This is a genomic window from Methanosalsum natronophilum (assembly GCF_024808815.1).
GTDB classification, from domain to species: Archaea; Halobacteriota; Methanosarcinia; order Methanosarcinales; family Methanosarcinaceae; genus Methanosalsum; species Methanosalsum natronophilum.
Map to the genome: position 1 here is coordinate 54,081 of NZ_JANUCS010000004.1, position 23,788 is coordinate 77,868.

Genomic DNA, 23,788 nt, shown 5'->3' on the forward strand with positions numbered 1-23,788 from the left:
CAAACATATTAATAATTCATATCTAGATACGAACATACTTGGATGTTATATGATATCTTTATATTAATTATAGTGGATTGTTAGTAGAATCAGCAATTAACTTCAAAAATCCTTGAATACCTTTGCAAGTGATTCACCGTTCACATTAATAGAGAACTGTGAAAAGTAGCCAAAAGGTGTGACACTAACGTTGTAACCCCTACTCACTAATTTATCCTTAAGTTCTGAAATGAGAAGTGAAGCGAATTCTGGTGATGATTTACTAGTAGCAAGATGTGCAAATGAATGGAGTACGATTCTATCTTTACCTATCTTGTTCAAGTACCATTTTAAATTATTGTAACTTTTTTTGAGTACCTTGTTTTTACGGTCCTCATCTTCAGCTTCAACATGAAGAAATATTACTACAGGGTCAGTTATGGTTTCACATTCTTCAATATCCTCGACATCGTCAAGGGTTTTGCTATGTGTTTTGTACTCAAATCCACTGGTATCGAACATTAACATTTTCATTTGAAGTTACCTTCTTGATAAAGAATATTTTATGAGTGTGGGATTAGCTTAATATGACTTGATCTTAGATATATTTTGAGTTAATGGTAGTGGCAATAATCGTTTTAGAACATTATATTTTAATGATTGGCGGGATTGTGATGAAACAATAAAAACAATATAAACTCGAGTAAAATGAAGGTTTACAAAAAGAAAACATTTGGTTATATGAGAATCTTTATAGTATTTTATACCAATAATTGTGCATGTAGGATGGATGTGATAAGTGACCTTTTAATCTACTCTGAGCTAACTCGTTTAAAAGAGGTTAGTTAGGATTCGAGCAAAATTAAAATTATATTGTAGGACTTGATACTATGCCTGAACTCAAGACAATGGAATACTTAAAGAAAATATACAAAAAACGTGTAAATGAACTTCAGGAACTTCGAAATAATGGGGTAAAGGTCATAGGTACTTTTTGTATATTTGTTCCCGATGAACTCATTTTTGCTGCTGGTGCTGATAGAACCATATTATGTGGTGGTAAGAACGAGACCATACCTCTAGCAGAACAATATCTACCACGAAATATCTGTCCTTTAATAAAATCATCATTAGGCTCGATTGTAAATGATGGTTGTTCAGGTATAGATTCATGTGCACATTTTGGGTTAGTTGATATGATAATTGCAGAGAATACATGTGATGGTAAAAAGAAAATGTATGAGATACTAGATGATTTCATTCCTACATATGTCATAGATCTGCCACAAAGACCGGATACTGATATAGCACTACAATATTTTTTACAAGAACTTGAATCACTGAAAACAGAACTTGAACACTTTACTGGTAATGAGATTACATCAACTAAACTATTGGATAGAATTAAAGAAAGTAACGAGATCAGAAAACTCTTGCATCAGCTTTATTGTGAAAGGAAAAGGGACCCCTCACCGATAAGTGGAGTTGATGTACTTAAAATAATACAAAAACAGTTCTTTCTATCTCCCACAGAGTTCAAGCATATACTAAAAATGGTCATTGAAGAGATTGAACATATCCAACCAGAACAAGAAAGTAACACAAAACCCCGGGTAATGATTGCAGGCTGTCCACTTTCTGGCGGTAATACAAAAGTACCCAAGATTATAGAAGAAAGAGGTGGAGTGATAGTGTGTGAGGAAAGTTGTACAGGCACACGTTCTTTCTGGGACTTGGTAGATGAGGATGAGAATAAGGATCCGATGTTATCACTTTCACAAAGATACATCAATATACCTTGTTCCTGTATGAGTCCAAATAAGAAACGACTTGAATCAGTAGTAGACCTTGCACAAGAATTCAATGTTGATGGAGTTATTTATTATACACTTCAGTTCTGTCACGGGTATAACATAGAAGCTTATAATGTTCAAAAGGAACTAAAAAAAGCTGGTATTCCCATGCTTTCTATAGAAACAGATTATAGCGATTCAGATATTGAACAACTTGGTGTTAGAATTGATGCATTTCTGGAGATGATAAGTTGATCACTGTAGGCATAGATTCGGGTTCATCCACCACAAAAGCAGTATTGTTGGAAGACTCGAAACAACTCGCGTACACTATAATACCAACAGAATTCGATTTCGTAAAAGCATCAGAGAAAGCTTATTTTGATGTAATTTCACAGTCTGATGTTCAAGAAGGTGATATTGGTCACGTTTATTCAACTGGGTATGGTAGAAAGAACATTGGTCTAGCAGAGCGTTCTATAAGTGAGATAACTGCACATGCACTGGGCACTTCTTATTTATTTCCAGAAATAAAAGGTATTATTGATATTGGTGGTCAAGACAATAAAGTTATTTCTGTAGAGCATGGGAAGGTCCTTGACTTTCTAATGAACGATAAATGTGCGGCTGGTACTGGTAAGTTCTTGGAATATACTGCACGTGCTCTTAATATTGATATCAACGATCTTGGAGACCTTTGGTTCATGTCAAAGGAACCCGCACTGATAACCAGTATGTGTACAGTTTTTGCCGAATCTGAAGTGATATCACTTCGAACACAAGGTATTTTAAAAGAAGATATTGCAGCCGGTCTTATAAAGAGTATTGCTAACAAGGTAGCTATCATGGCAAAAAAGATCAACCTCCACAACTCTCATGGCCCAATTGCATTTGTAGGTGGTGTTGCAAAAAATAGGGGTATCCATGCTGCACTTGAACAAGAAATATCAACAACATTACTCATTCCCCCTGAACCTCAAATCACGGGTGCATTAGGAGCAGCGCTTTATGAAAGTTAAAGGGGAAAAGGGTTAAGTTCAAGTTTTTTTATTTATAAAAAGAGGTTTTGTTCTGATATCAATTAACCTACAGATAGCTCAACGTCTTCATCAAAACCTACATAGTTCTTGAAATCACGGGCACGTGTTTGATAATCAGTATAATACCATGCACCGTTTTTATACGTTTCACCATTCACTACAATATCATAATATTTGATAGGACCTTTATCATCTTCTGTTTGATGTCAATTTTCTTTCAAATACTCCATATTCAGGTCATCTCTAAAGAAATATTTAAGTCCATCTATACAAACAAAATCCTTTGATCGTCCAATTTTCTCTCCATTCCATTTAATTGTCCAGTATACTCTTACCATTTAAACACCGTTGAAATTGATCATGTTTAAGATTTGCATTAAGACTAAATCAGACTATAATATAACATTATCTAGGAAATAAATATAATACAATAGGATTACTGAACATAATCAGTTTAACTAACACAACCCTAGATAATCACGAAATTGATTTTATCAATACCAATGATATAATCATCAGCGATTATTGAAAGCAATAAAAACTGTAGAAATTGAAGTAGTCATAACATCCACACGTCATTGCAAAACATAACATGGTTAAGAACTGTTTTATTTTTTAATAGTTATAGTATAGGATGTTCCTTTTGAACTATCAACTTCTATTTCAGCAAATAATTGTTTACTTAGTAAATTGATTATTCTAAAACCAAGACTATTGGAATTTTCCGGATCAATATTTTCAGGAAAACCAGTTCCATCATCTTGAACAACGAGTTGATATTCCTGTTCCATTTTTTTAAATGAAATCGAGATTGTACCCTTATCTTTACCCACAAAAGCGTGCTTATACGAGTTGGTTATTATTTCATTCAAGAGCAAGCTCAGAGGAATAGCTGTATCCATATCAAAATAGATAGTATCGGTATTGAGTTTGGTTAAAATCGTTTTATTTATTGGCTTATAAAGTTGGCTTATATAATCTACAAGACTTTTGATATAATCCGCCATTTCGATTTGACCAGCTTTATCAGTGCTGTATAGTTTCTCATGTGCAAGTGACATTGATCTGATACGGTTCTGGCTATCAAGGAATGCATCTCTTACATCCTCATCTTCAAAGAGTTTGGATTGCATGTTGAGTAAACTTGAGATCACTTGCAAATTGTTCTTCACACGATGATGTATCTCATGCACGATTAACTGGTTCTTTTCAAACTCTTCAATTTTTTTAAGGTCAGTTATATCCTCTCCGATTACTCCCAAACTCGAAATATTCTTAGTTTCATCAAAAAGAGGGAAAATTACTGTTTTAATCATTCTTTCAGTATCATCTAAGCGTAAAGTATGTTCAAATGATACATAGGATGATGATTTTAACACATCTTCAATATGTTCAGTGATTAAAGCAGAAGTGTTCTCAGGTAATACATTTTGAACAGATTTACCGATGATCTCTTCACGTGTTTTCCCCAAAATATCACAGATTATTTTATTCACACGTTTATATTTGCCAGAAATAGTGAGTTCTGAGATTAAAAGTGGACTATGGTCATGGAAAGCTTCAAGTCTTTCATACATCTGATTCAACTTTGATTCCATTTGTTTGCGTTGAAGTGCTTGCCCAATACTTGCAGCAATGTCTTCAAGCAGATTCACAGTACTGAGATCGAACATATCTTTTTCATAACAATTGACCTGCAATATCCCAATGATATCATCCTCGATCTTGATTGGCACAAGTGCAATTGATGCATATCCTTCATGGATACATTTATTTCTAGGATTGGTACGAGGATCTTCATCTTCAGGTAGGTCCAAAAATGGGAATGAATTATTTGAATATGCACTACCATAAGGTGTGAATAAAGGGTTTGAAGGGTCAGTGTTGCCGGTGATCACAAGGCCACAAGTACACTCTAAACTGATTGAACCATCTTTGTTCCTGCATATATCGCCATGTTCATTTAAGCTTAATAACGAATTTTCTTTCAATAAGAACTCAGTAGAAAACCCGGTCTGGAAATAGTAAGGGTAATCCCCATTTTCTTTTAAACGGATCCCAACTGCATCCGCACCAATATAATCTTTTATTTCAGATAGGATCTTTGATATGGATTGCTGCATATCAATAGGTTCGTTTAGGATAGAGAGGATTGTACTGTAAAGGTACCTCTGTTCTTGTGATCGAACTTGGTCAGAGATATCGCGTGCTGCAGCATAGATGAATTTACCATAAGGATGTGATCTCCATTCAATATGCTTGTACGATTCGTCCTTACACTTATATCTATTAACAAAATTGAAGACATTTTTTTGTGATGCAAGTTTTTCAACTTCTTTTATGGTATTCTCAATATCATCAGGATGTATAAAGTCGAAAAAGTTACGGTTCTCAAGATCCTCCACAGAGTAACCTAAGATCTCTGACCATGCGGTATTAACTCGATGAAAATTACCTTCAATATCCGCGATACATAAAAGATCGAGATTAACTGTAAAAAACCTGTCAAGTTCTTCTTTTTTAGATAATATTTCCAGTTCAGACCTTTTTTGGTCAGTAATGTCACTTATACTAACAATGTATTTGCTCTTATCCTTAATATTAAAATGTTTTACTTCAGTTCTAAACCATTTTTGATCAGTGGAACTAAAGAAAGGATATTCAAATGAATGTAACTTATTTGTCATAACCGATTTATTGCATGCCGAAATAATAGTGTCCTCAATGTCTGGCATGATAGATCTAAGGTTTTTACCTACAATTTCTTCTCTTGGTATTGAAAGAACTTTTTCATCGAAAGTTATGGTTTTAATTACTGTATAGTATTCATCTAATTCAAGTATAATATCTTTTTTTGAATTACTCTTTTCAACAAAAAATGTAATGAAATAACCTTTTTTCGGAGATGTAACTGTACCATGGTACCAGATTCCAAAATATTTGTGGAAGAACTCGAAATCCTTATTAATTCCATTAAGTGCAACATCACCAAATATTTGGGGCCAGTCAATGGTTCCATTTATCAGGTCAGAGAATACAATAGATGCTCTCTGATCAATTATTTCATTTCTTGAGAGTCCTATAATGTCTTCAAATCTAGAGTTTACATCAATAAACTTATAATCACAAGGACACCCAGATTCATCACATATTATTTTACAATAGGAATAAGCTTCCAATAAGTTTTCAGAGAATATATTTTCCATAGGCTCATCGTTTTTCTTTGATGGCATAGTTATCTCCATATGTATAAGAGTAATAAAGATATTAAATGTTGATTACTTTTCATTGAGAAAAGTTATTTTTTGACTATTTAAATATATGTAAATAAGTCTGAATTAGAATTACAGTGAACTATGGATGCTCAAATATAAATCATTTTACTTTGAATGTATTTGATATTAGTATATTTAGCTAAAAAATCATTTTAAAAAAGTGAATTTTATGGCATGCAAATAATAACTGACCACACAATTATTTGTTTTTACTTATCCGATTTTATCTTGGCTGCTAGATCTCGACCCAATTCTTTCACAGTATTAAGGTCATTTTCTTGGCTTGGTCCATTAACTGCTAGAGCTCCCACTATTTCTATTTTGGTAGGTTCAAGGGTTTCCTGGAGTTGTTTAAGTGCACCTCCACCCCAACCATAGGAACTAAGAGCAACTGCATATTTGGTGGGTGGGCGGAGTGCCTTGAATAAATTAGCAGCATAGATGGCAAGTGGATGCATACCATTGAGCACTGTTGGGGTTCCAACAACAATTCCACGAGAATCTACCAGGTCTCTTGCAATATCTCCAAGATCTGCAGTTGTCAGGTCATACATGCAAACTTCAATATTTTCAGATAGGAGTGTTTCAACGATGGTCTTTACCATAACCTCAGTTGAATTCCACATAGTTACATAAAGAACAATAACTTTTTCTTTAGTTTCACCAGCGGTCCATTTTTCATATACATCAAATATTTTCCCTGGATTCCTGTACATTGGTCCATGACTTGGAGCTATTAGTAGAGGATCTAACTCTTTTGCTTTTTCAAGACCTTTTTGTCCCATTTTTCTAAAAGGCATCATGATCTCGCCAAAATAACTTTTTGCAAGATAGAGTAGTTCACCAACATTATCGTCATCGTCATAGAATCCAAAAGCTGTATGTGCACCAAAGAAATCACATGAAAATAATATTCGGTCTTCTTCAAGGAAAGTGAACATAGTCTCGGGCCAATGTAGCCAAGGAGCCTTAATGAATCTAAGTGTCTTACCACCAAGATCAAGAGTATCTCCTTCCTCTACGACTTGAACTCGGTCTGCTGGAACATCGAAATAAATATCTGCCATTTTAGCACCTTTTTCACTTGTAACAAGGATTGAATCAGGTGCTAGTTCCATGAAATGTTTTATTGAAGCTGCATGGTCCGGTTCAGCATGGTTCATGATGATATAGTGAATATCACCTATATCAGTTAGTTCTTTTATCTTACTTTCCAATTCCTTTTCGAAACCAGGATTAACACTATCAATAAGTGCAACTTTTTTGGTTCCTTGAACAAGATAAGCATTATAACTAGTACCTTTAGGAAGTGGGATCAAGGCATCAAAAAGACGTCTATTCCAATCTTTAACACCAACCCAATGAACATTGTTGGCTAGTTCAGGTAAAGCATAATTGGTCATAATTTTCACCATATAATATATTTGATCAAATAATTTAATTGTATAGATATTGATAATATTCGTATAAAAACTTACAGAAACTTTAAGATTCCATTATACTCTATCTAAATTTTCTGTATAAGAAAAGGTAAAAAAAGCCCTTAAGTTTAATTCTTTAGATTTTGGAGATTAATTCACTTAATTTGAAGGATTAAATTTGGTAGGTACATAATCATTAAAATTCGAATCCAAAACCTTTAAGTAAATCTTATATATATATTTTTAACTGTAGAGTGGAACTATAATCTTTTTCATAATACTAGAAAAATATAATCTGAAAAGAATGGGGTGTAAAATTGAAATTTAACAAACTATTCCTAATAGTTCTTTTGACAATAATGTGTGGGATTGCATTAAGTGGGTGTTTAAATGGAGAACCAGCACTTAATGAAATTCCTGCTGATTATGAAGAAACTATGAGTATTAATTTAGGAGATGATATTACATTTACTCAGTATTTGATAGAAACACAGGATTCTTCCCAAGTATTAAATGACCTAAAACAAACTGCAGAAAATGAAGGTTGGGAATCAATAGCTGACTGGGAAGGAACATTTGTAGGATATGAAGTGGGAGTTGCACTTGAAAAAGATGATAATGTTATGATCATTAACACAGAGGTTGAGGATGAGTCTACGATTGCTACAATAATCACTGGTCCAAAAGAAGGAGTTGATATTGCTGGAATGAATGACGAGGTAACAACTCCACCCGCCAATGAAGACGAATATATTCCTGTGGACGAACCACCTACAACGGATGTAGATGGGCAAGACTTTACAGATGTGCCTAGGTATCCTAAACTCCGTAAGAATTAACTATCTTTCAGTTACCGTTGATTCTGATACTGATAAAGAGCAAGTAGACTATTTAACAGATCAAGAGTTGGAAAGTATCAAAGAATTCTACGAAAATGAGTTAGATGTACATGGTTGGGAAGTTGTTACGGCAATGATAGTAACTGAGAGAGATGATGCCCGGTTATTTATACAAGCTAATAAAGATAATAATAATCTAGAACTTGTTACACAGCCCAGCTCTGATTATGATGATATGAATGAAATTATGATATATGTTGAAACAAGGAATGATTAAAAATGAGTGAAACGAGTACAGGTTTAAGTGAAAATATTGCCAGTGCATTAACCTATGTTTTAGGTTTTCTGACAGGCATTATTTATTAACGATTAAAACCATGTTCCTGTTTCTAATTCTTTATTGGTTTTGAGAATTTGCGTTCTATCTCATCTCTGTATAATGGATTATAGGAACAAAACGGTATTAATTTTCCGTCAGGTGTTGCGTAATGTATTCCACAACGCTGTAATCTTCCCACATCAAAGTTGTAAAGGTCCTGGAAATGCATTGAGCCTAAGAATAGGGTTTTCCTATGAAACTCTTTGGTTGCATTAATGTCACCTTGAGTAAAGAAGTTCTTAAAAAGGTCATATACATTTACATTCTTTGGTGCTTTTTCTGGATCTATGAACGAAGTGATCTTATAGATCGATTTAGCTTTTAATAGATTATATTTGACACCAGAAGCATGTTCTAGTTCGGTTGAGACATTGTCGAGGTATTCTGTTAATCCTTCCACATCGACAAAATCAGTAATTGGTACAAGTTTATCTCCATCAACAAAGATGTAAGTACCACCACCACAATGAGGATGACACGTCAATTTAGGTATCTGGTATCCTTCTCGAACACTCGCTATAAAATTAGATATTGGAACAACAAAAGGGACTGGATACCAAGCATCTTTTCCTACCTGACCATCGGTTTGCTCTTCTACTAACTTAACCACGTCTGGAATGGTGATCCTATTTTCTTCACGAGTACTTTCATCAACTCTACCTGTGAAGGACATAGGTTGAAAATTAATACCTTTAACAACATCAAGGTTTTGAGTTGCAAACCTGATCATATCTCCAACTTGATCATCATTCACTCCTTTTGCAAGGGTTGGAACTAATGCAATACTTTTAATACCTACAGTCCTACAATTTTCTATTGCCTTTTCTTTAATTGGGAATGCATTGAAACCTCGTGTTTTTTCATAAGTTTCTTTTTTAATTCCGTCGAACTGTAAATAGATAGTGGTAAGCCCTGCATTATAGAGTTCTCTTGTAAACTCTAGATCTTTAGCAAGTCTAATACCGTTACTAGCTATTTGTATTTGAATAAATCCCATATCATTAGCAAGTTTGATGATCTCCGGTAGATCATCACGAACTGTTGGTTCTCCACCTGAAAACTGGACTGAAAAACATCGTACAGGTCGTTGATCTCTTAATGTGGATAACATAAACCGTATCTGCTCGATACTAGGCTCGTATAAGTATCCTTTTGCGTTTGCGTTTGCAAAACAAATAGGACAATTCATATTACATCTATTAGTTACATCGATATTCGCAAGGATTGTACCAGTTGTATGGTCGTTGCATAAACCACAATCATCAGGACATTTGGAAGTACTAGTTGTATGTGGATTATCCAGACCCTTACCAATGAAATTATACTCATTGAATTTTTGGTACATGGCTGCATCTGACCAGTATATATCTTTATAGCTAGAGTGGTCTTGACATTCTTTTTGGATCATTACCTTCCCATTTTCTTCAAATAACTCTGCTTCAATTCGCTGCATGCATTCAGGACATAGTGACGTTAATTTATTGAAACTGTTTTTAGTTTTGGTTTCGCACCCAAGTCCTCCACTTTTTGAATTAACTATATCCTCTTTAGGTAATTCTTCCTGTCCGCGAAATTGTGGTAAATTCTTTTCAACAACCATCTCTACCTGCTCTCCCAAAAGCCAGTTATTTGAGTTTAGAATATTATTCAGTTTTAAATATTAAATGGAACTCAGTTTATTGATTAAAAGTCTAACTCTTTCTGTATTGATCTAGGATTATTCTAAATCAATCAAGTGCCTGAAAATCTTAACTTGTTCTTTTCTACATTCAAATTAGCTGTGACCTTATTAGAGTATATATTGTCATTCATTGATATTAAAAGTACTTCTTTATCATCTATTAGATGATTTTCTCCATTTAAGTGTTTTATGTCACAGGTTCATATACTCTCAGTTAAACCTCAGGAAATGTTTGAGCAAATTCTGCTATACTACTCTTAGTATCACCTACCATTTTGACTGCGATGCTCTTACTCGAAAAATGAATATTAATGTACTATTAATTAGTAAACATAAATTGAGGTGAAAATATCTATAAGTTCCAAGAAATAATTGAGTCATGTATTGATTGTGGGAAATGTCATGATGCTTGTTCAGTCTTTATGGTTACTGGTAATGAGGATTATACACCCCAAGCTAAAATCAATGTATTGTCGAAGATAGAAGCGGGTGAAGAATTATCACAACATGAACTTGATAATATTTATTTGTCTACACGATGTGGAGCTTGTGATGATATTTGTCCTGTAAATATTCCAATAACACAGATCATACAATATGAGCGTGAATTATTGGGAAAAAGGGATCTAGAGCCCACCAAAACAAGTCATATCAGTAATAATATCATGAATAAAGGGAGTCCTGGTGGGATGGATAGGTCTGCAAGGTTTGACTGGGTCACTGAAGACCTTGAGATCGCTGAAAATGCGGACTTGGCTTACATGGCTGGATGCTGGGTATCTTATAGTCAACCACAAATAGCTCAATGTACAATTAAACTTCTAAATCATGCGGGTATAGATGTACAGATATTAAAAGATGAAACGTGTTGTGGCTTATTTCTTATAGATAATGGGAATATTGAAAAGGCTACAGAAAATGCTAGCAAGTATCTTGAGTATTTAGAGACACAGAATATTAAGAGATTACTTACATCCTGTCCTGGTTGTTATCATGTAATTAAAAACGAATATAAGAAGTTAGGCTTAAATCCCAGTTTTGAGGTTGTATATGCTCTTGATCTCTTAAAAGAACTGATTGATGATAATATAATAGTTCCAAAAAGACCACTTGATTATAATGTATCTGTAAGGGATGCATGTCCAATTCGTGATAAAAAAGATGTACCAAGGAGTATTCTCAGATCAATTGGAGTCAATATTAAAGAAATGTTTAATGGTCAGCAGGTATGTTGTGGTGGACCAGCTGGCCTGAAACCAAACTTCCCCAAAATTGCAGGAGATATTGCATTACTATCCGTGAATGAGTATAAGAAAAAAGCAGATACATTAGTTTCATATTGTCCGTTCTGTTTACATCATATCTCAGATGTATGCAAGTCGAATGAAGGTGAAAATGAACTTGAAATGAAAGATGTTGTTGAATTAGTAGCAGAAAGTGTTTTGGATCAATGAAGCTCAATAAGGCAAGTAATGATTTAATATCGATAATATCGAATAATTGTGATCTTTCCACCTTATTTCGATCAAGATCAAAGTTGAACATTCAACAAAAGTTTAAAAAAACAGGGAATAAGTTAATCCCTATCTCTTAATTTAATTGGCAATAGTTCAGGTTTAACCTTTGAAATGTATACTATCACTGCACCTGTAATGATCGCTTCAATAACTATTAGAGGTAAATGTGCTACAGCAGTGACTTGTGCAAGTCCATAAAAGTCTGGACCCATTAGAGCTAGTACAAGTACTGTTAATAAAGCTGTAATACCAATTCCAATTCCACCACATATTATTGCAAGGCTCCTTATCGACATACCAGTATTATATCCTTTAGTGAAAATATAATAAGCAAGTATTGAGGGTAGACCTACAAGTGCTGTATTAACTCCTAATGTTGTTACACCACCGTGTTGAAATAGAAGTGTTTGAAGTGTGAGACCAATAAATATTGAGATATAGGCTATTGGTCCAAGTACAATTCCTAAAATAGCGTTGATCATTGGATGAGCAGAGGTGGGTCCCAGGGGAATATGTATCAAAGAAATGACAAAAAATGCTGCTGTCATTATAGAAAATTTGGGAACTACCTCGGCTAAATCTTGTTTTTTTAACGTGAATGAAAATACAATAATTATTGCTAGAATGGTTATTATCCAGCCAACTGTTACAATAGGTACTGATAAAATGCCATCTGATATATGCATGTATTAAATCATCTCCAGCTACTCTTTTCTAAATACGAAATTAACTTTACAATTGGCACTTAAAAAGGTTTCAAAAGGGCAAACAAATGTTAGCCTATATGTTAACTATGTTAACACGCATTTTGAAAATAGTGTTAATTGTTGCTTCGTGTGATCAATAAGGTAAGAAATTTAGATCAACTTGCATTTATGCGTATAAAATCTTGAGAATATCGAATACTAAAAACTACAGGGCACCCACATTCAAAATATTACTTTAAGTGAAAAACCAAATTATCAGAAGAGGTTTAGATAGTAAATAAGTAACTCTCAACTAGATCCTCAACCCAATAATTATTTATGTCAGCTGAAAACATTTTCAGGTAAAAGCAATAGTGATACAAAAATAAGGATTTGAATGGGACAAGAATGGAGTACCTTGATCAGTTTGTACTAGATCAACTCAATTTCGGCGATGGCATAATTGCATATATTGCTATATTTATCTTAGCTGCGGCTCCAATGATAAAAGTATTCATGATAATTCCTGTAGCTATTGCGGCGGGTTTAGATCCACTGGGTACAGCGATATCTTCGTTTCTTGGTACTTTGTTTCCATTATACATTTGTCTCTTGATCTACTCAAAAATACCTTCCTTAAGTGAAAAGTTGACATTGAACACTCTTCGAAATAGGTCTGGCTATATTAAAGAAGCTATTAATATCTGGAATAGTTATGGCGTTCCAGGAATTTCATTGGTGGCACCATTATTTCTAGGGACAAACACGGCAGCTATGTTAGCTTTAGGTTTTGGTGCACAAGCTAAGAATATTGCTGCATGGATGTGTTTAAGTTTAGTATTATGGATTTTGATTATCACAATATTGTCATGTTATGGTTGCGGTAAATTCCTTGGTTATCTCGGCTGATCAAGAACAGATAGACTATATATGCAAGAAGAAACGTTATTAGACCAAGAACTAAGCTAACTAAGTAATATCCAGATATGTTATTAATACCGTGAAACCATGTTACTTTCTATAGCCATACTCTTGATTATAGCAACCTTTTCTAGTAGAATTGCTGCAAGATTTGGTGTACCTGGATTGATAATATTCCTTGCATTAGGTATGTTATTTGGGAGTGAAGGTCTAAACCTGATCACACTGGAAGATTATATTACAGTTCAACAAATAGCAATTGCGGCTCTGGTAATTATCTTGTTTGAAGGTGGACTCACTACAAAAAGGAGTCAAATCGATATTGCTGCTGGTCCTTCAATATCTCTTGCTACTATTGGTGTTACTTTAACTGCTGTTATTCTAGGGATTATATCTCATGTTGTTCTCGGTTTTGATATATATTCAGCGATCCTTATTGGAACAATTGTAGCTTCAACTGATGCAGCCGCTGTGTTCACTATATTCAAGAACAGGAAAATCGATCCCAAAACGAGCTCTACTCTAGAGATTGAATCGGCTTCCAATGATCCAGTAGCAATAATACTCACAGTCACAATGATTGGACTTATTCTAGATACACTCGATTCAGCATCAATTCTAATACTGAATCTTCTCTGGCAAATACTGGCCGGGGTTTTGATTGGAGTGATAATAGGCTACTTAGCACCCTATCTCATAAATAGACTAAAGCTAGAAAGTGGCGGGTTTTATTATGTATTAGCTCTAAGTCTATGTTTTTTGAGTTATGGATTAGCTGATGAGATATATGCGAACGGTTTTCTTGCAGTGTTCATAACAGGCTTGATCATTGGGAATAGAGAGGTCATATATAAACAGGGTATACTTAGATTTCTTGATGGTACCTCTACGTTCAGTCAAGTACTTCTCTTTCTAATGCTTGGACTCCTTGTAACACCTTCTGAGCTGGTCGCTCTTTGGAAAGAAGGAGTGGTGGTTGCTATCATTTTGATATTCGTTGCTCGTCCACTAGCTGTACTATTATGCACAATATTTTGGAAGTATAGCATACAACAACGTTTGTTCTTAACTTGGGGTGGTATTAAGGGTGCTGTACCTATTGTCCTGGCAACATATCCATCAGCAGCTGGTATGGAAGACGGCACGTTCTATTTCCATATAGTTTTCTTTGTAGTTCTGTTCTCAGCATTAGTTCAAGGTTCTACTATTGATATAGTAGCTAAAAAACTTGGGTTGTTAACAGGAATGAAAAATCATCCATTGCATTCAATGGAACTATTATCACTTGAGAGATCCAAGTCAGAATTGTTAGAACTTGAGGTATTACCTGAAAATTCAATAATCGATCGAAAGATACAAGATTTAAATTTACCACCAAATTGTTTAATAACAGCTATTGTGAGGGAAAGTGAAATAACAACTCCACGTGGTCAGACTAAGATCAAATCTGGTGATATTTTGTTTGTATTAACAAGATATAAGGATAAGGATAAGTTGCTTGAAGTTTTGAACTTTGATTAAGCTTAACATGAACTCATATTATTGTGTCAAATCCCCCTCCTTTACGGAAGGGAACTCTTGCGTTTTCAGTTGAATACTTTCACCCTGCACATATAAAATTCATAAAGGTTCACGTGTAAAAAATAGGATAATATGATAACCATATCTGACAAAACTGAATTTGTTAAAGTACACGAAATGTCGTGTAAATGCACAAATTGGGCTGATAATACCTTTTTTAAAAATAAAGAGTATAAGGTATGTGAAGAGATGGTATGTCCGATCTGTAAATCGAGATACGTTTGGGAACTTTCTGAGGAGCACGAGTATTTTCAAGGTGAGGTTCGAGAAGAACTTTGGTTAAAATATATTGATTCACATACATCCAAGGATACTCAAAATGAAAGGATATCAATTAAATCCAAGGTACCTGAGTTTACTATACGCAAATCCAACGGGAATTTCTGGATAGCTGTAGATGGATACGGTGATACTGAACAGAAATCAAAAAATGAACTTATCGATAAATTGAATGAATGGCTAGCATACCATTCAAACTAATATTAGTGGTTAGAAATATATTTTCAATTTATTCCAGTTAAGAAAAATCTACTAGATGTGGATATATATGTAGATATAGTGAAAACTATACATATATTGTAGCTAAATTCGTTTTCAAGTACTATATTGTTACACTGAAATATATTTTCAGAAACTTAAATTAAGGTTTAATTGATATACTTATGACTTGAAGACTTAATATAATATATGTATATTGAGAACAGATAGAGGTCAGACGAAAGGATCTGTCTAGTTGCGTAGTATACTAAAATGATAATAGTAACAATGAAGTCATCAAGGTTTTCATCTCGGTATAATGGTCTAAATTATTTTAGTCATTATAAAAACTTGTATTATATCTCACTAATTGTAATCACAATACTTATTTTATCAGTACATGTCGTCAATGCAGGTTCGAATACAGCCACACTGCAAGGGACAGCTTATGAATGGCACAGTTTTGAACCTTTGAAGAATACAGTGATTGAAGTGAATTCGACTCCCACACAAGCTGTAGTAGCACGAGATGGTACATATTCATTGAACTTACCACCAGGTGAGTACAAAATCACTGCTCGATATTATGAGGATGGTGAACTCACATTATATGGAGAGGAAATAATAACTGTTCAGGATGAGGGAATGTATAATCTTGACCTTTTGTTATTACCTGCATTTGATGACGAACCACTCCTTGATCCAACAACAGGTGAAGAATTAGATCAACTCTTTGAAGAAGATCCCACATATACTGACTCACAAGAAGAAGAGCAAGAACAAGAGATAGAGGATACTCAAACACCTGATCCACTTGTTGATAGATATGCTGGAATCATTTTGATCGTGCTTTTCTTAATATTATTGATAGGATTGTATTTTATCAAAAAGAATCAACGGTCCTCAACTGAAGATACGAATATAAATGAAGATGATGAGATGCCTATTGACAGTGAATCTGAAATTGAACAGGAAAAACCAACCCTATCTCCAGAACTAAACGTGGTGATCAATGCAATATCAGAGAATGGTGGTCGTATCACTCAACGAGATCTAAGAAAAAAATTGAATTATTCTGAATCCAAAATGAGTCTGATTCTATCAGAACTTGAGTATCGTGGCCATATTGAAAAATTCAAGCATGGAAGAGGTAATGTAGTAATCCTTGTTGACCCTAATTCCACTCGAAGTGAACCTGGAGAATAATATCAAATATAATTGATTGACTGATATAGTTATTGTTTGTTTATTATCGAAACAAAATTGAATCATATAATTAAAGTATTAACAGAAATCTAATAATAAGAACAAAGTATATATCATCAATAAATCTATGAATGCTATTGGTCTGCTTGCTTCTGATACATATTACATTATATTAGTCTACTTAGGTTTAATTATTTTAATATCTGTACTTCTTCCCAAACTATTAGAGAGCCATAAACTAACATCCCCTATAGTATATTTAGTTCTTGCAATTATTGTATTCTCGTTCTTTTCTGAAAGTCCATTACCACATTTAAGTGACGATCCTATTATAGGTAAGAGAATTACTGAACTAGGGATTATTATATCACTGACTGCAGCCGGGTTGAAACTGAACTCACCATTTTCATGGGAGACTTGGAAATATCCTATAAGGTTATTATTGATCACAATGCCATTAACAGTAGTTGCAGTCATGCTATTTGGGTGGCAATATCTAGGGTTTGCTCCAGCAACTGCCCTATTGTTAGGTGCAGCTATTGCACCAACAGATTCAGTACTAGCACCGAATGTCCAATCATCTTCACCACACAAGGATAAAGCTGGTAGTTCTCGATTGATCCTTACAGGTGAATCGGGGTTCAATGATGGACTTGCATTTCCATTTATTAATATGGCAATAGCTATGGCTTTGATAGGTACTCATCCATCCCTTTGGATAAATGATTGGTTAATGATAGATATTCTATATAGGATATCAGTAGGTGCATTTATCGGATTAGTGTCAGGTTGGTTCTTATCAAAGTTCATATTCTCGTCACCTAAACCAAAAAGTCACAGTTCAGCTCTACTTGCATTAACTCTAACACTATTCCCTTACGGTTTAGCTGAACTTGCATTTTCTTACGGGTTTATAGCTGTCTTTGTTGCAGCTTGTGTATTTAGATATGAAGAAACTAAAAATGAATTCATAGTACCCCTAAATGATTTCTCAGAAGATATAGAAAAACCTTTATTAGCAATTCTGTTCACTTTGTTGGGAGTTTATATCTCACATGGTTTCATTCATGATTTTGAGCTATATATGATCCCTACAGCTCTTATTATACTTCTTGTTGTTAGACCTGTCACTGGCCTTATAGCCTTGAGCGGTACGAACATCAACCTATCCAGAAAATTCTTTATTTCTTTCTATGGAATAAGGGGTATAGGTTCGATATTTTATCTATTGTATGCATTTTCTCATGCAAGCTTTGAGCAAAGTAATGAGGCATTGGCGCTGGTGACCACAGTGATCATTTGTTCGATCTTTATTCATGGCTTGTCAGCAAAGTATCTTGTAGAACGATGTGAACCCGGATGTACATGATTGCTTTTAATTGTCAGAATAATTGAAGTATCAAGTAAGAAACTGTCATCCTTATAAACAGCGTTAACAATACATTATATAATAGGTACTTTTTACTAAAAGTATAAACAAAAACAAAGTAAAGGGGTAATATTTCTGCAAATCTTTGTATTTTATTCAGGTGATTTTGGTCAAAAGGTAATATCAAATTTAGTTAATTTGACCACTTTTTGCGTATCTTGCGGTGAACTCTGTGATAAATGTCGTATAAGACGACCATCACTTGCAGAAAATATTGTTGGAATACATGAATTCGATTCAAACTTACCAGAATTCATAGAAGATCCAGAATCGTATTATCCCCAAAACCTTCCTACATGTGATCTGATATTAGCTATTGACCTACATCCAGACCTTGTTTCTGCTTTACCCAAGATAGCTCAAAAGATGAATTCATCTGCTGTGATAGTTCCCGTTGAACAACATAAACTGGGCCCACCAGGTCTTCTTGATAAGGTTAAAGAGGAATTGGAGTCAATTGGGATAGAATATGAATCACCAAGACCGTTCTGTTCATTATCAGTATGTGGGAAACCCGTGATCGATGAGTTTGTGAGAATGGGATTTGGCCGACCTTCACTTCGTATAAAGCTTAACGAAACAGGTGACATTGTTACTGCTGTAGATGTCATGACAGATGCACCTTGTGGTTCTACATGTTATGTTGCCAGGAAACTTCGAGGTTCTTCAGTGTCCGATTATAAGGCTACAGTCTCAAGTGCACATCACGCATATCCGTGTACTGCTGGTATGGAGATCGATCCTGTTATAGGTGATACACTACTTCACTGGGCAGGTTATATTATAAGGGATAGTGTCGAGAAAGCTCTCAAGAAAACAAAGAGTTAATTCAACTATAAAAGCAGATTCCCTTCCGTAGGGGAGGGGTAGTTGACTAATCTGTGATGTGATCTGAACATTTTGATGATATGGTGTGATTTTCCTTCATAGTTAGACATGTATTCATCGCAGCCAAATTTTTTGATAGCTTCAACGGTTTCTAGAATTTCTCCCTGAGTAGAGATGTGCTTTGACCTGAATCAGGGTGCTGTGTACACATAACCTTTGGAAATTTGGCATTTGATTTCATATTTGAATCACAACTAGTATGAATAATTATGAGAAGTTATTTAAATTTATTGCAATATATGATGAGATAGAATAAATTATGATAAATGAGACAAAACCAATATGTTCAAATATTTTATCATATATTTGCATATCATTTCATATATAGTAATAGAAAGGTGAATTTATGACAGATGTAGTAATATTGCTTGGAAGTAAATCAGATAGGGAAATAGCAAGGAAAACGATCAAAATTTTAGATAAATTTGATATTGACTATAAGGTTACAGTCGCATCGGCACACAGAACACCAAAGAGGGTAACTGAACTGATTGAAGAAGCCCATAAAAATGATGTTAAGGTGTTCATAGCTGTTGCGGGCCTTGCAGCACATCTTCCAGGTGTTGTAGCAGCACATACGATAAAACCAGTTATTGGAGTTCCAGTAAATGCTCAACTTGAAGGGAATGATTCTCTACTCTCTATCGTTCAGATGCCTCCAGGCGTTCCAGTAGCATGTGTAGGGATTGGAAGAGGAGACAATGCAGCTATCCTTGCAGCTCAAATAATGGCAGTTGATAATAAAGAATTGGAACTAAAATTGCAAGATTATAGAAAAGAACTTAGTGAAAAAGTAGAAATGGATGCAATGAGCTTATTTGAATAAGTACAGCCAAATGTCCGCGTTTAAAGAACGTGGTTTTTTTTTCTTTTATTTACATTTAATCGTAGTATTCATCATCTATTTTTTTCATTACTTTTTTTCCTATGGATGTTAAAACATATTTTTTCCAAGTTGTCTTTTCGGGAGTTAAACATTTAATCAAACCTTTATTCTCAAACTCCCTCAAAGCACGGCTGATATTTTGTGTTGATCTATTTGTTTCATGAGCAATATCAGAAGCTTTTATGATAGTATGATTTTTCATAGCTTCCATTAGTAGAAGACGGCGGTCGACACTTACAACCCACACGCTAAGCTCATCTATAGAAGTTTCATTCATACTATCCATTTGTGATCTCCTCAAATATAGGTACCCAATACTACATTTTACATATTAGTTTTCTTTAGGTTATTATATAATTTCCTATAAGTAAGGGTCAAATCACCGCTATCTTTTCTGAACACATCTTTGTCAAGACTGGTTATAACTCCTTTTTCAAAATCATCCTTATTCCAAAAACGACATCCATCAGGTGTACCTACCTCATCTGCAAGAATTATTTCCCCATTAGAAGTTCTTCCATACTCGACCTTGAAATCTGCCAGTATTATATCACTATCTGCTAACTCTTGGCTAATTATTTGATTAATTCTTTTTGTAAGATCGGTTAAATATTTGATCTCTTCCTCATTTAGCCATTCTTTAGATATTATTTCGTCTGTGTTTACTGGCCGATCAACAGCTTCGAATTTAGTAGTAAATTCAATCATTCCCCCCGGGATTGGTGAACCTTCTTTTGGTTCTGCACCTTCTGGAAGTACTATATCTCCTGCTTCGTATCGCCGCAAAAGAGAACCTGCCACGTAATTTCTCCAAATAACCTCAACCGGTACTATATCCAACTTTTTTACAATCATACTTGTTGGAGTTGGACATTCAATGTAGTGTGTAGGTATACCATTATTTTCTAGGACTTTAAACCAGTATTCTGCTATTTCGCATGTAATTTTTCCTTTATCATGATACTCCGATTTTTTTTTACCATCAAAAGCAGTTACCCTATCTGTAAATTCAAAAATAAGGGTATCATTTGAGTTCTCATAAATATCCTTTGCTTTTCCTGAAGAAATATAGGTTCTTTTTTCTGTGCCCATATAATCTAAAGAGAATGCATTGTTTAAATATTTTATCATATATTTGAATATGTCTGAATCTAATAATATCAAATTGCAAAAATAAATGCTGAGCACTCCAATAAAATAAAGATTATTTTCAAATTTTAGTATGCTGAAACTCCATAATCGATGTGCGTGTGAGAATGGGATTTGCAATACTTTCATTTTGAGGTTGTTCAGTATGCGATTATAAAGCTACATTTTCAAGTGCACATCATTCATATCTGTGCACTTCTGGTATGGAGATTGATCCAGTTATAGGGGATACATTACTTCATTGAGCAGGTTACATAATAAGAAACAGTGTCGAGAAAGCTCTCAAAAAAACAAAAAAGTTAATTATATATCTATTTTAACACCACGATTGAATAAATACGAAACTGATATATATTCCGAATAAAATCTTCTTTTATGGGAAGTTCTATTAAAAGTTCGATTCTCATCATATCTGGCCTAGTTATTTTCTTAGTTGGGTCCGTAGGTCTAATGGCCCTGTTCCAAATATGTCCACCCCCTGGTCCGTGGCCGTCACCACCATGGTGTGAAGATCCACAATTCGAGTATTTACAAGTGGGTGCTGCAGAACACTATTTTGACTCACCTGTATTTCTAGTAACAATTGCACCTGATGATATTGACCAAAAAGCATTAAGTGACCTTGAACCGCATGCTACGGTATGGTCACCAGTAGTGCTTGACTCCTATTATATGCTGGGACATATGCGTAAAATGTCAATTTTAAGAGAACATGATATCCATTTCATAGGTGCAGGTGTAACACCAATGCATCCTATTCATCCGTCACCTCCTGTTGTTGAGGAATTTGCTACAGTTGATATTCATAACAACCCTATACATGTACAAAAACCTGGCATGACAGGTTTTCTAGTAGATAATTATTGGCGAAACATACTTCACCCGGGCTGGCAGGATGAACTGACAAGAACATCAAAACAATATATCGATCACGGAGTACAAGGGATCTCTATAGATGAGATCACATTTAATCAGCGTGTGATCTATGAGCAACGAGGTACATTCGATCCTTATTCAATATCAGGATTTAACACATATCTAAATGAAATGTATACTTCAGAAGAACTTGAACGAAATTATGGTATTGATGACATTTCAACCTTTGATATCCAACAATATATCCTGGATAATGACCTTGTAGAAGAACTTGATTCTGCAGAATTCAATCCACATCCTCTCATATATGAGTTCGGAAAGTTCCAGGTACTATCATCTATTGATTTCTGGGATGATTTAGCATTAGAGAGTAAACAGTATGCTAGTGATGAATATGATCGTGAGTTCTTTTATACTTTCAGTTCAAATCCTTCAATACCCACTTGGTTCTTACCAATGGATAATACGGATTATTTGATGGGTGAACATTTCTATTTCATAGGTACTGCTGATGCCCAGACAATTGCACTCACAAACAAGGTCTCTGAAGGTCTGGTAGATACTTATGTACCTCTGATCGAAGTATGCTATGATAGGGGAGCTATTCCTCACTATACTGAAAATCTTTTCAAGTACATCTTCTCAGATGTATATTCTTCTGGGAATGGAATGATCATACACGTTCCATATATATTAACACTCGAAGATTATGTTTATTTTGATCGAGATGATTATGTTCGCTACAATACTGAAATAGGGGGTCCGTATGTCCAGTTCTTAAAAGAGAATCCTTCACTTTTCTCTCGTGAAGAACCCGCGGATGTTAGTGTAATACATTCACTAGCATCCAGAAGAGGTGCATATTTACCATTGAATCTCTGTGGAACGTCTAATTTAGATTTCCTGGGCACTGTTGATATGCTGCTTAACATGAACATCCCCGTGAATATGGTAATATCGGGTGACGACATTGTTGATAAAAGCATAACTTATGATGACCTCTATAAGTATGACGTGGTTTTAGTTCCTTCAGTTACAATCATCTCAGAGGATGAGATCGATGTATTATTAGAATACGTGGACCATGGTGGTATTATCATTCAAACAGGTGACTTTGGATTATTTAACAAAGAATTCCAAGAAAATGAACATCCAAAACTAAACGAATTAAACAAACCTGGTGTTCATTCTATTGGTAACGGTATATGGCACACTATATATGATCCTATTGCACCAGAATATTATCTAGATGATGAAGGCATGTCCAGGTTACCAATCCAGAAAAGTAACAATGACCCATCTTTAATTGCGTTCAAAGAAATTCTTTTGAATTACTATGAACCTGAGATCAAAACGGATGCATCATCTACTGTTAATATCAGAAGATACGTATCTTCGGACAATATTCTGTTACATGTAGTAAACTATGATTATGACCATACCAGTGACAAGTTCACAACACACAATGATATTAATATCAACTTAAGACTAAAAGATGATCAAGATATATCTCAGGTATTGGAACATAATTTGGATACAGGAACTACTAGACAAATTGGACATGAATATAATAATGGATACATTGAAATTACTATATCAGAACTTGAGACTTATATTATCCTGGAACTGATCTAATATAACGGATAATATATTGATCTTAAGTTTAGTTTATAATTAAAGCGTAAAACCATTATGTCTTTAGCATAGTGGATGTAAGCGTCAACTATATTATAAATAAGTCTCAATATGTATGTAATTAACCGAT

At 34.4% G+C, this 23,788-nt stretch carries 21 protein-coding genes and 1 pseudogene; 13 read left to right on the plus strand and 9 right to left on the minus strand.

Translation table 11 applies throughout. The features are described from left to right. Positions 1 to 102: 102 nt before the first annotated feature. On the minus strand, positions 103 to 513 hold the full coding sequence (locus tag J2T59_RS03435; protein ID WP_259133962.1) for a threonyl-tRNA synthetase editing domain-containing protein: 411 nt from the start codon (positions 511 to 513) through the stop codon (positions 103 to 105). Between the two features lie 356 nt (positions 514 to 869). On the opposite strand from J2T59_RS03435, the gene J2T59_RS03440 reads away from it, so the two are divergent. Both J2T59_RS03440 and J2T59_RS03445 read left to right on the plus strand, forming a co-directional pair. Continuing rightward, entirely contained in the window at positions 870 to 2,027 is a 1,158-nt protein-coding gene (locus J2T59_RS03440) for a double-cubane-cluster-containing anaerobic reductase (RefSeq protein ID WP_259133963.1), read from the plus strand. Next, on the plus strand, positions 2,024 to 2,791 hold the full coding sequence (locus J2T59_RS03445) for an acyl-CoA dehydratase activase (RefSeq protein ID WP_259133965.1): 768 nt from the start codon (positions 2,024 to 2,026) through the stop codon (positions 2,789 to 2,791). Before J2T59_RS03440 ends, J2T59_RS03445 begins: the two co-directional genes overlap by 4 nt. Before the next feature lie 62 nt (positions 2,792 to 2,853). Here J2T59_RS03445 and J2T59_RS03450 read toward each other — a convergent pair. The 4 genes and pseudogenes from J2T59_RS03450 to J2T59_RS03465 all read right to left on the minus strand — a co-directional run. After that, positions 2,854 to 2,994 (minus strand): annotated as a pseudogene (locus tag J2T59_RS03450) (DUF427 domain-containing protein); the annotation flags it as partial. A gap of 24 nt (positions 2,995 to 3,018) precedes the next feature. Further along, on the minus strand, positions 3,019 to 3,150 hold the full coding sequence (locus J2T59_RS03455) for a hypothetical protein (protein WP_259133967.1): 132 nt from the start codon (positions 3,148 to 3,150) through the stop codon (positions 3,019 to 3,021). A 270-nt stretch (positions 3,151 to 3,420) separates the two neighbouring features. Beyond that, entirely contained in the window at positions 3,421 to 6,045 is a 2,625-nt protein-coding gene (locus tag J2T59_RS03460; protein WP_259133969.1) for a PAS domain S-box protein, read from the minus strand. Positions 6,046 to 6,296: 251 nt separating this feature from the next. Next, positions 6,297 to 7,490 (minus strand): FprA family A-type flavoprotein, encoded by a 1,194-nt coding sequence (locus tag J2T59_RS03465; protein WP_259133973.1) that lies wholly within the window; start codon positions 7,488 to 7,490, stop codon positions 6,297 to 6,299. Between the two features lie 335 nt (positions 7,491 to 7,825). On the opposite strand from J2T59_RS03465, the gene J2T59_RS03470 reads away from it, so the two are divergent. Both J2T59_RS03470 and J2T59_RS03475 read left to right on the plus strand, forming a co-directional pair. Beyond that, the gene (locus tag J2T59_RS03470; protein WP_259133975.1) at positions 7,826 to 8,347 is read left to right on the plus strand and encodes a hypothetical protein; all 522 of its coding nucleotides are present in this window, start codon (positions 7,826 to 7,828) and stop codon (positions 8,345 to 8,347) included. Beyond that, a complete protein-coding gene (locus J2T59_RS03475; protein ID WP_259133978.1) occupies positions 8,295 to 8,624 on the plus strand; it encodes a hypothetical protein in 330 nt (109 codons plus the stop codon). Before J2T59_RS03470 ends, J2T59_RS03475 begins: the two co-directional genes overlap by 53 nt. A gap of 112 nt (positions 8,625 to 8,736) precedes the next feature. Here J2T59_RS03475 and tes read toward each other — a convergent pair whose 3' ends face one another. After that, positions 8,737 to 10,326, minus strand: a complete 1,590-nt coding sequence (gene tes, locus J2T59_RS03480; protein ID WP_310572650.1) for a tetraether lipid synthase Tes — start codon at positions 10,324 to 10,326, stop codon at positions 8,737 to 8,739. Positions 10,327 to 10,790: 464 nt separating this feature from the next. On the opposite strand from tes, the gene J2T59_RS03485 reads away from it, so the two are divergent. Further along, positions 10,791 to 11,861: a (Fe-S)-binding protein gene (locus J2T59_RS03485; RefSeq protein ID WP_259134089.1), complete on the plus strand. Its 1,071-nt coding sequence runs from the start codon at positions 10,791 to 10,793 to the stop codon at positions 11,859 to 11,861. Between the two features lie 122 nt (positions 11,862 to 11,983). Here J2T59_RS03485 and cbiM read toward each other — a convergent pair whose 3' ends face one another. After that, positions 11,984 to 12,610: a cobalt transporter CbiM gene (gene cbiM / locus J2T59_RS03490; RefSeq protein WP_259133980.1), complete on the minus strand. Its 627-nt coding sequence runs from the start codon at positions 12,608 to 12,610 to the stop codon at positions 11,984 to 11,986. A gap of 408 nt (positions 12,611 to 13,018) precedes the next feature. On the opposite strand from cbiM, the gene J2T59_RS03495 reads away from it, so the two are divergent. The 7 genes from J2T59_RS03495 (at position 13,019) to purE (ending at position 19,938) form a co-directional block, all read left to right on the plus strand. Then, positions 13,019 to 13,519 carry a small multi-drug export protein gene (locus J2T59_RS03495; RefSeq protein ID WP_259133983.1) on the plus strand — a complete coding sequence of 167 codons (501 nt, stop codon included), beginning with the start codon at positions 13,019 to 13,021 and terminating at the stop codon, positions 13,517 to 13,519. Positions 13,520 to 13,618: 99 nt separating this feature from the next. Continuing rightward, the gene (locus J2T59_RS03500) at positions 13,619 to 15,052 is read left to right on the plus strand and encodes a potassium/proton antiporter (protein ID WP_259133985.1); all 1,434 of its coding nucleotides are present in this window, start codon (positions 13,619 to 13,621) and stop codon (positions 15,050 to 15,052) included. A gap of 132 nt (positions 15,053 to 15,184) precedes the next feature. Continuing rightward, positions 15,185 to 15,592: a hypothetical protein gene (locus J2T59_RS03505; protein ID WP_259133987.1), complete on the plus strand. Its 408-nt coding sequence runs from the start codon at positions 15,185 to 15,187 to the stop codon at positions 15,590 to 15,592. 285 nt (positions 15,593 to 15,877) lie between these two features. Beyond that, positions 15,878 to 16,795, plus strand: coding sequence for a helix-turn-helix transcriptional regulator (locus J2T59_RS03510; RefSeq protein ID WP_259133989.1), 918 nt, complete (start codon positions 15,878 to 15,880; stop codon positions 16,793 to 16,795). Positions 16,796 to 16,922: 127 nt separating this feature from the next. Continuing rightward, entirely contained in the window at positions 16,923 to 18,164 is a 1,242-nt protein-coding gene (locus J2T59_RS03515; protein ID WP_259133990.1) for a cation:proton antiporter, read from the plus strand. Between the two features lie 141 nt (positions 18,165 to 18,305). After that, a complete protein-coding gene (locus tag J2T59_RS03520) occupies positions 18,306 to 19,052 on the plus strand; it encodes a DUF166 domain-containing protein (RefSeq protein WP_259134090.1) in 747 nt (248 codons plus the stop codon). Between the two features lie 406 nt (positions 19,053 to 19,458). After that, positions 19,459 to 19,938 (plus strand): 5-(carboxyamino)imidazole ribonucleotide mutase, encoded by a 480-nt coding sequence (gene purE / locus J2T59_RS03525; protein WP_259133992.1) that lies wholly within the window; start codon positions 19,459 to 19,461, stop codon positions 19,936 to 19,938. Between the two features lie 55 nt (positions 19,939 to 19,993). Here the strand turns inward: purE and J2T59_RS03530 are convergent, their stop codons facing one another. Together J2T59_RS03530 and purC are read right to left on the minus strand one after the other, a co-directional pair. Continuing rightward, the gene (locus J2T59_RS03530) at positions 19,994 to 20,284 is read right to left on the minus strand and encodes a winged helix-turn-helix transcriptional regulator (protein ID WP_310572651.1); all 291 of its coding nucleotides are present in this window, start codon (positions 20,282 to 20,284) and stop codon (positions 19,994 to 19,996) included. A 38-nt stretch (positions 20,285 to 20,322) separates the two neighbouring features. Continuing rightward, on the minus strand, positions 20,323 to 21,090 hold the full coding sequence (gene purC / locus J2T59_RS03535) for a phosphoribosylaminoimidazolesuccinocarboxamide synthase (protein ID WP_259133993.1): 768 nt from the start codon (positions 21,088 to 21,090) through the stop codon (positions 20,323 to 20,325). A gap of 432 nt (positions 21,091 to 21,522) precedes the next feature. On the opposite strand from purC, the gene J2T59_RS03540 reads away from it, so the two are divergent. Beyond that, positions 21,523 to 23,658, plus strand: a complete 2,136-nt coding sequence (locus tag J2T59_RS03540) for a type 1 glutamine amidotransferase family protein (RefSeq protein ID WP_259133995.1) — start codon at positions 21,523 to 21,525, stop codon at positions 23,656 to 23,658. Positions 23,659 to 23,788: the final 130 nt, after the last annotated feature.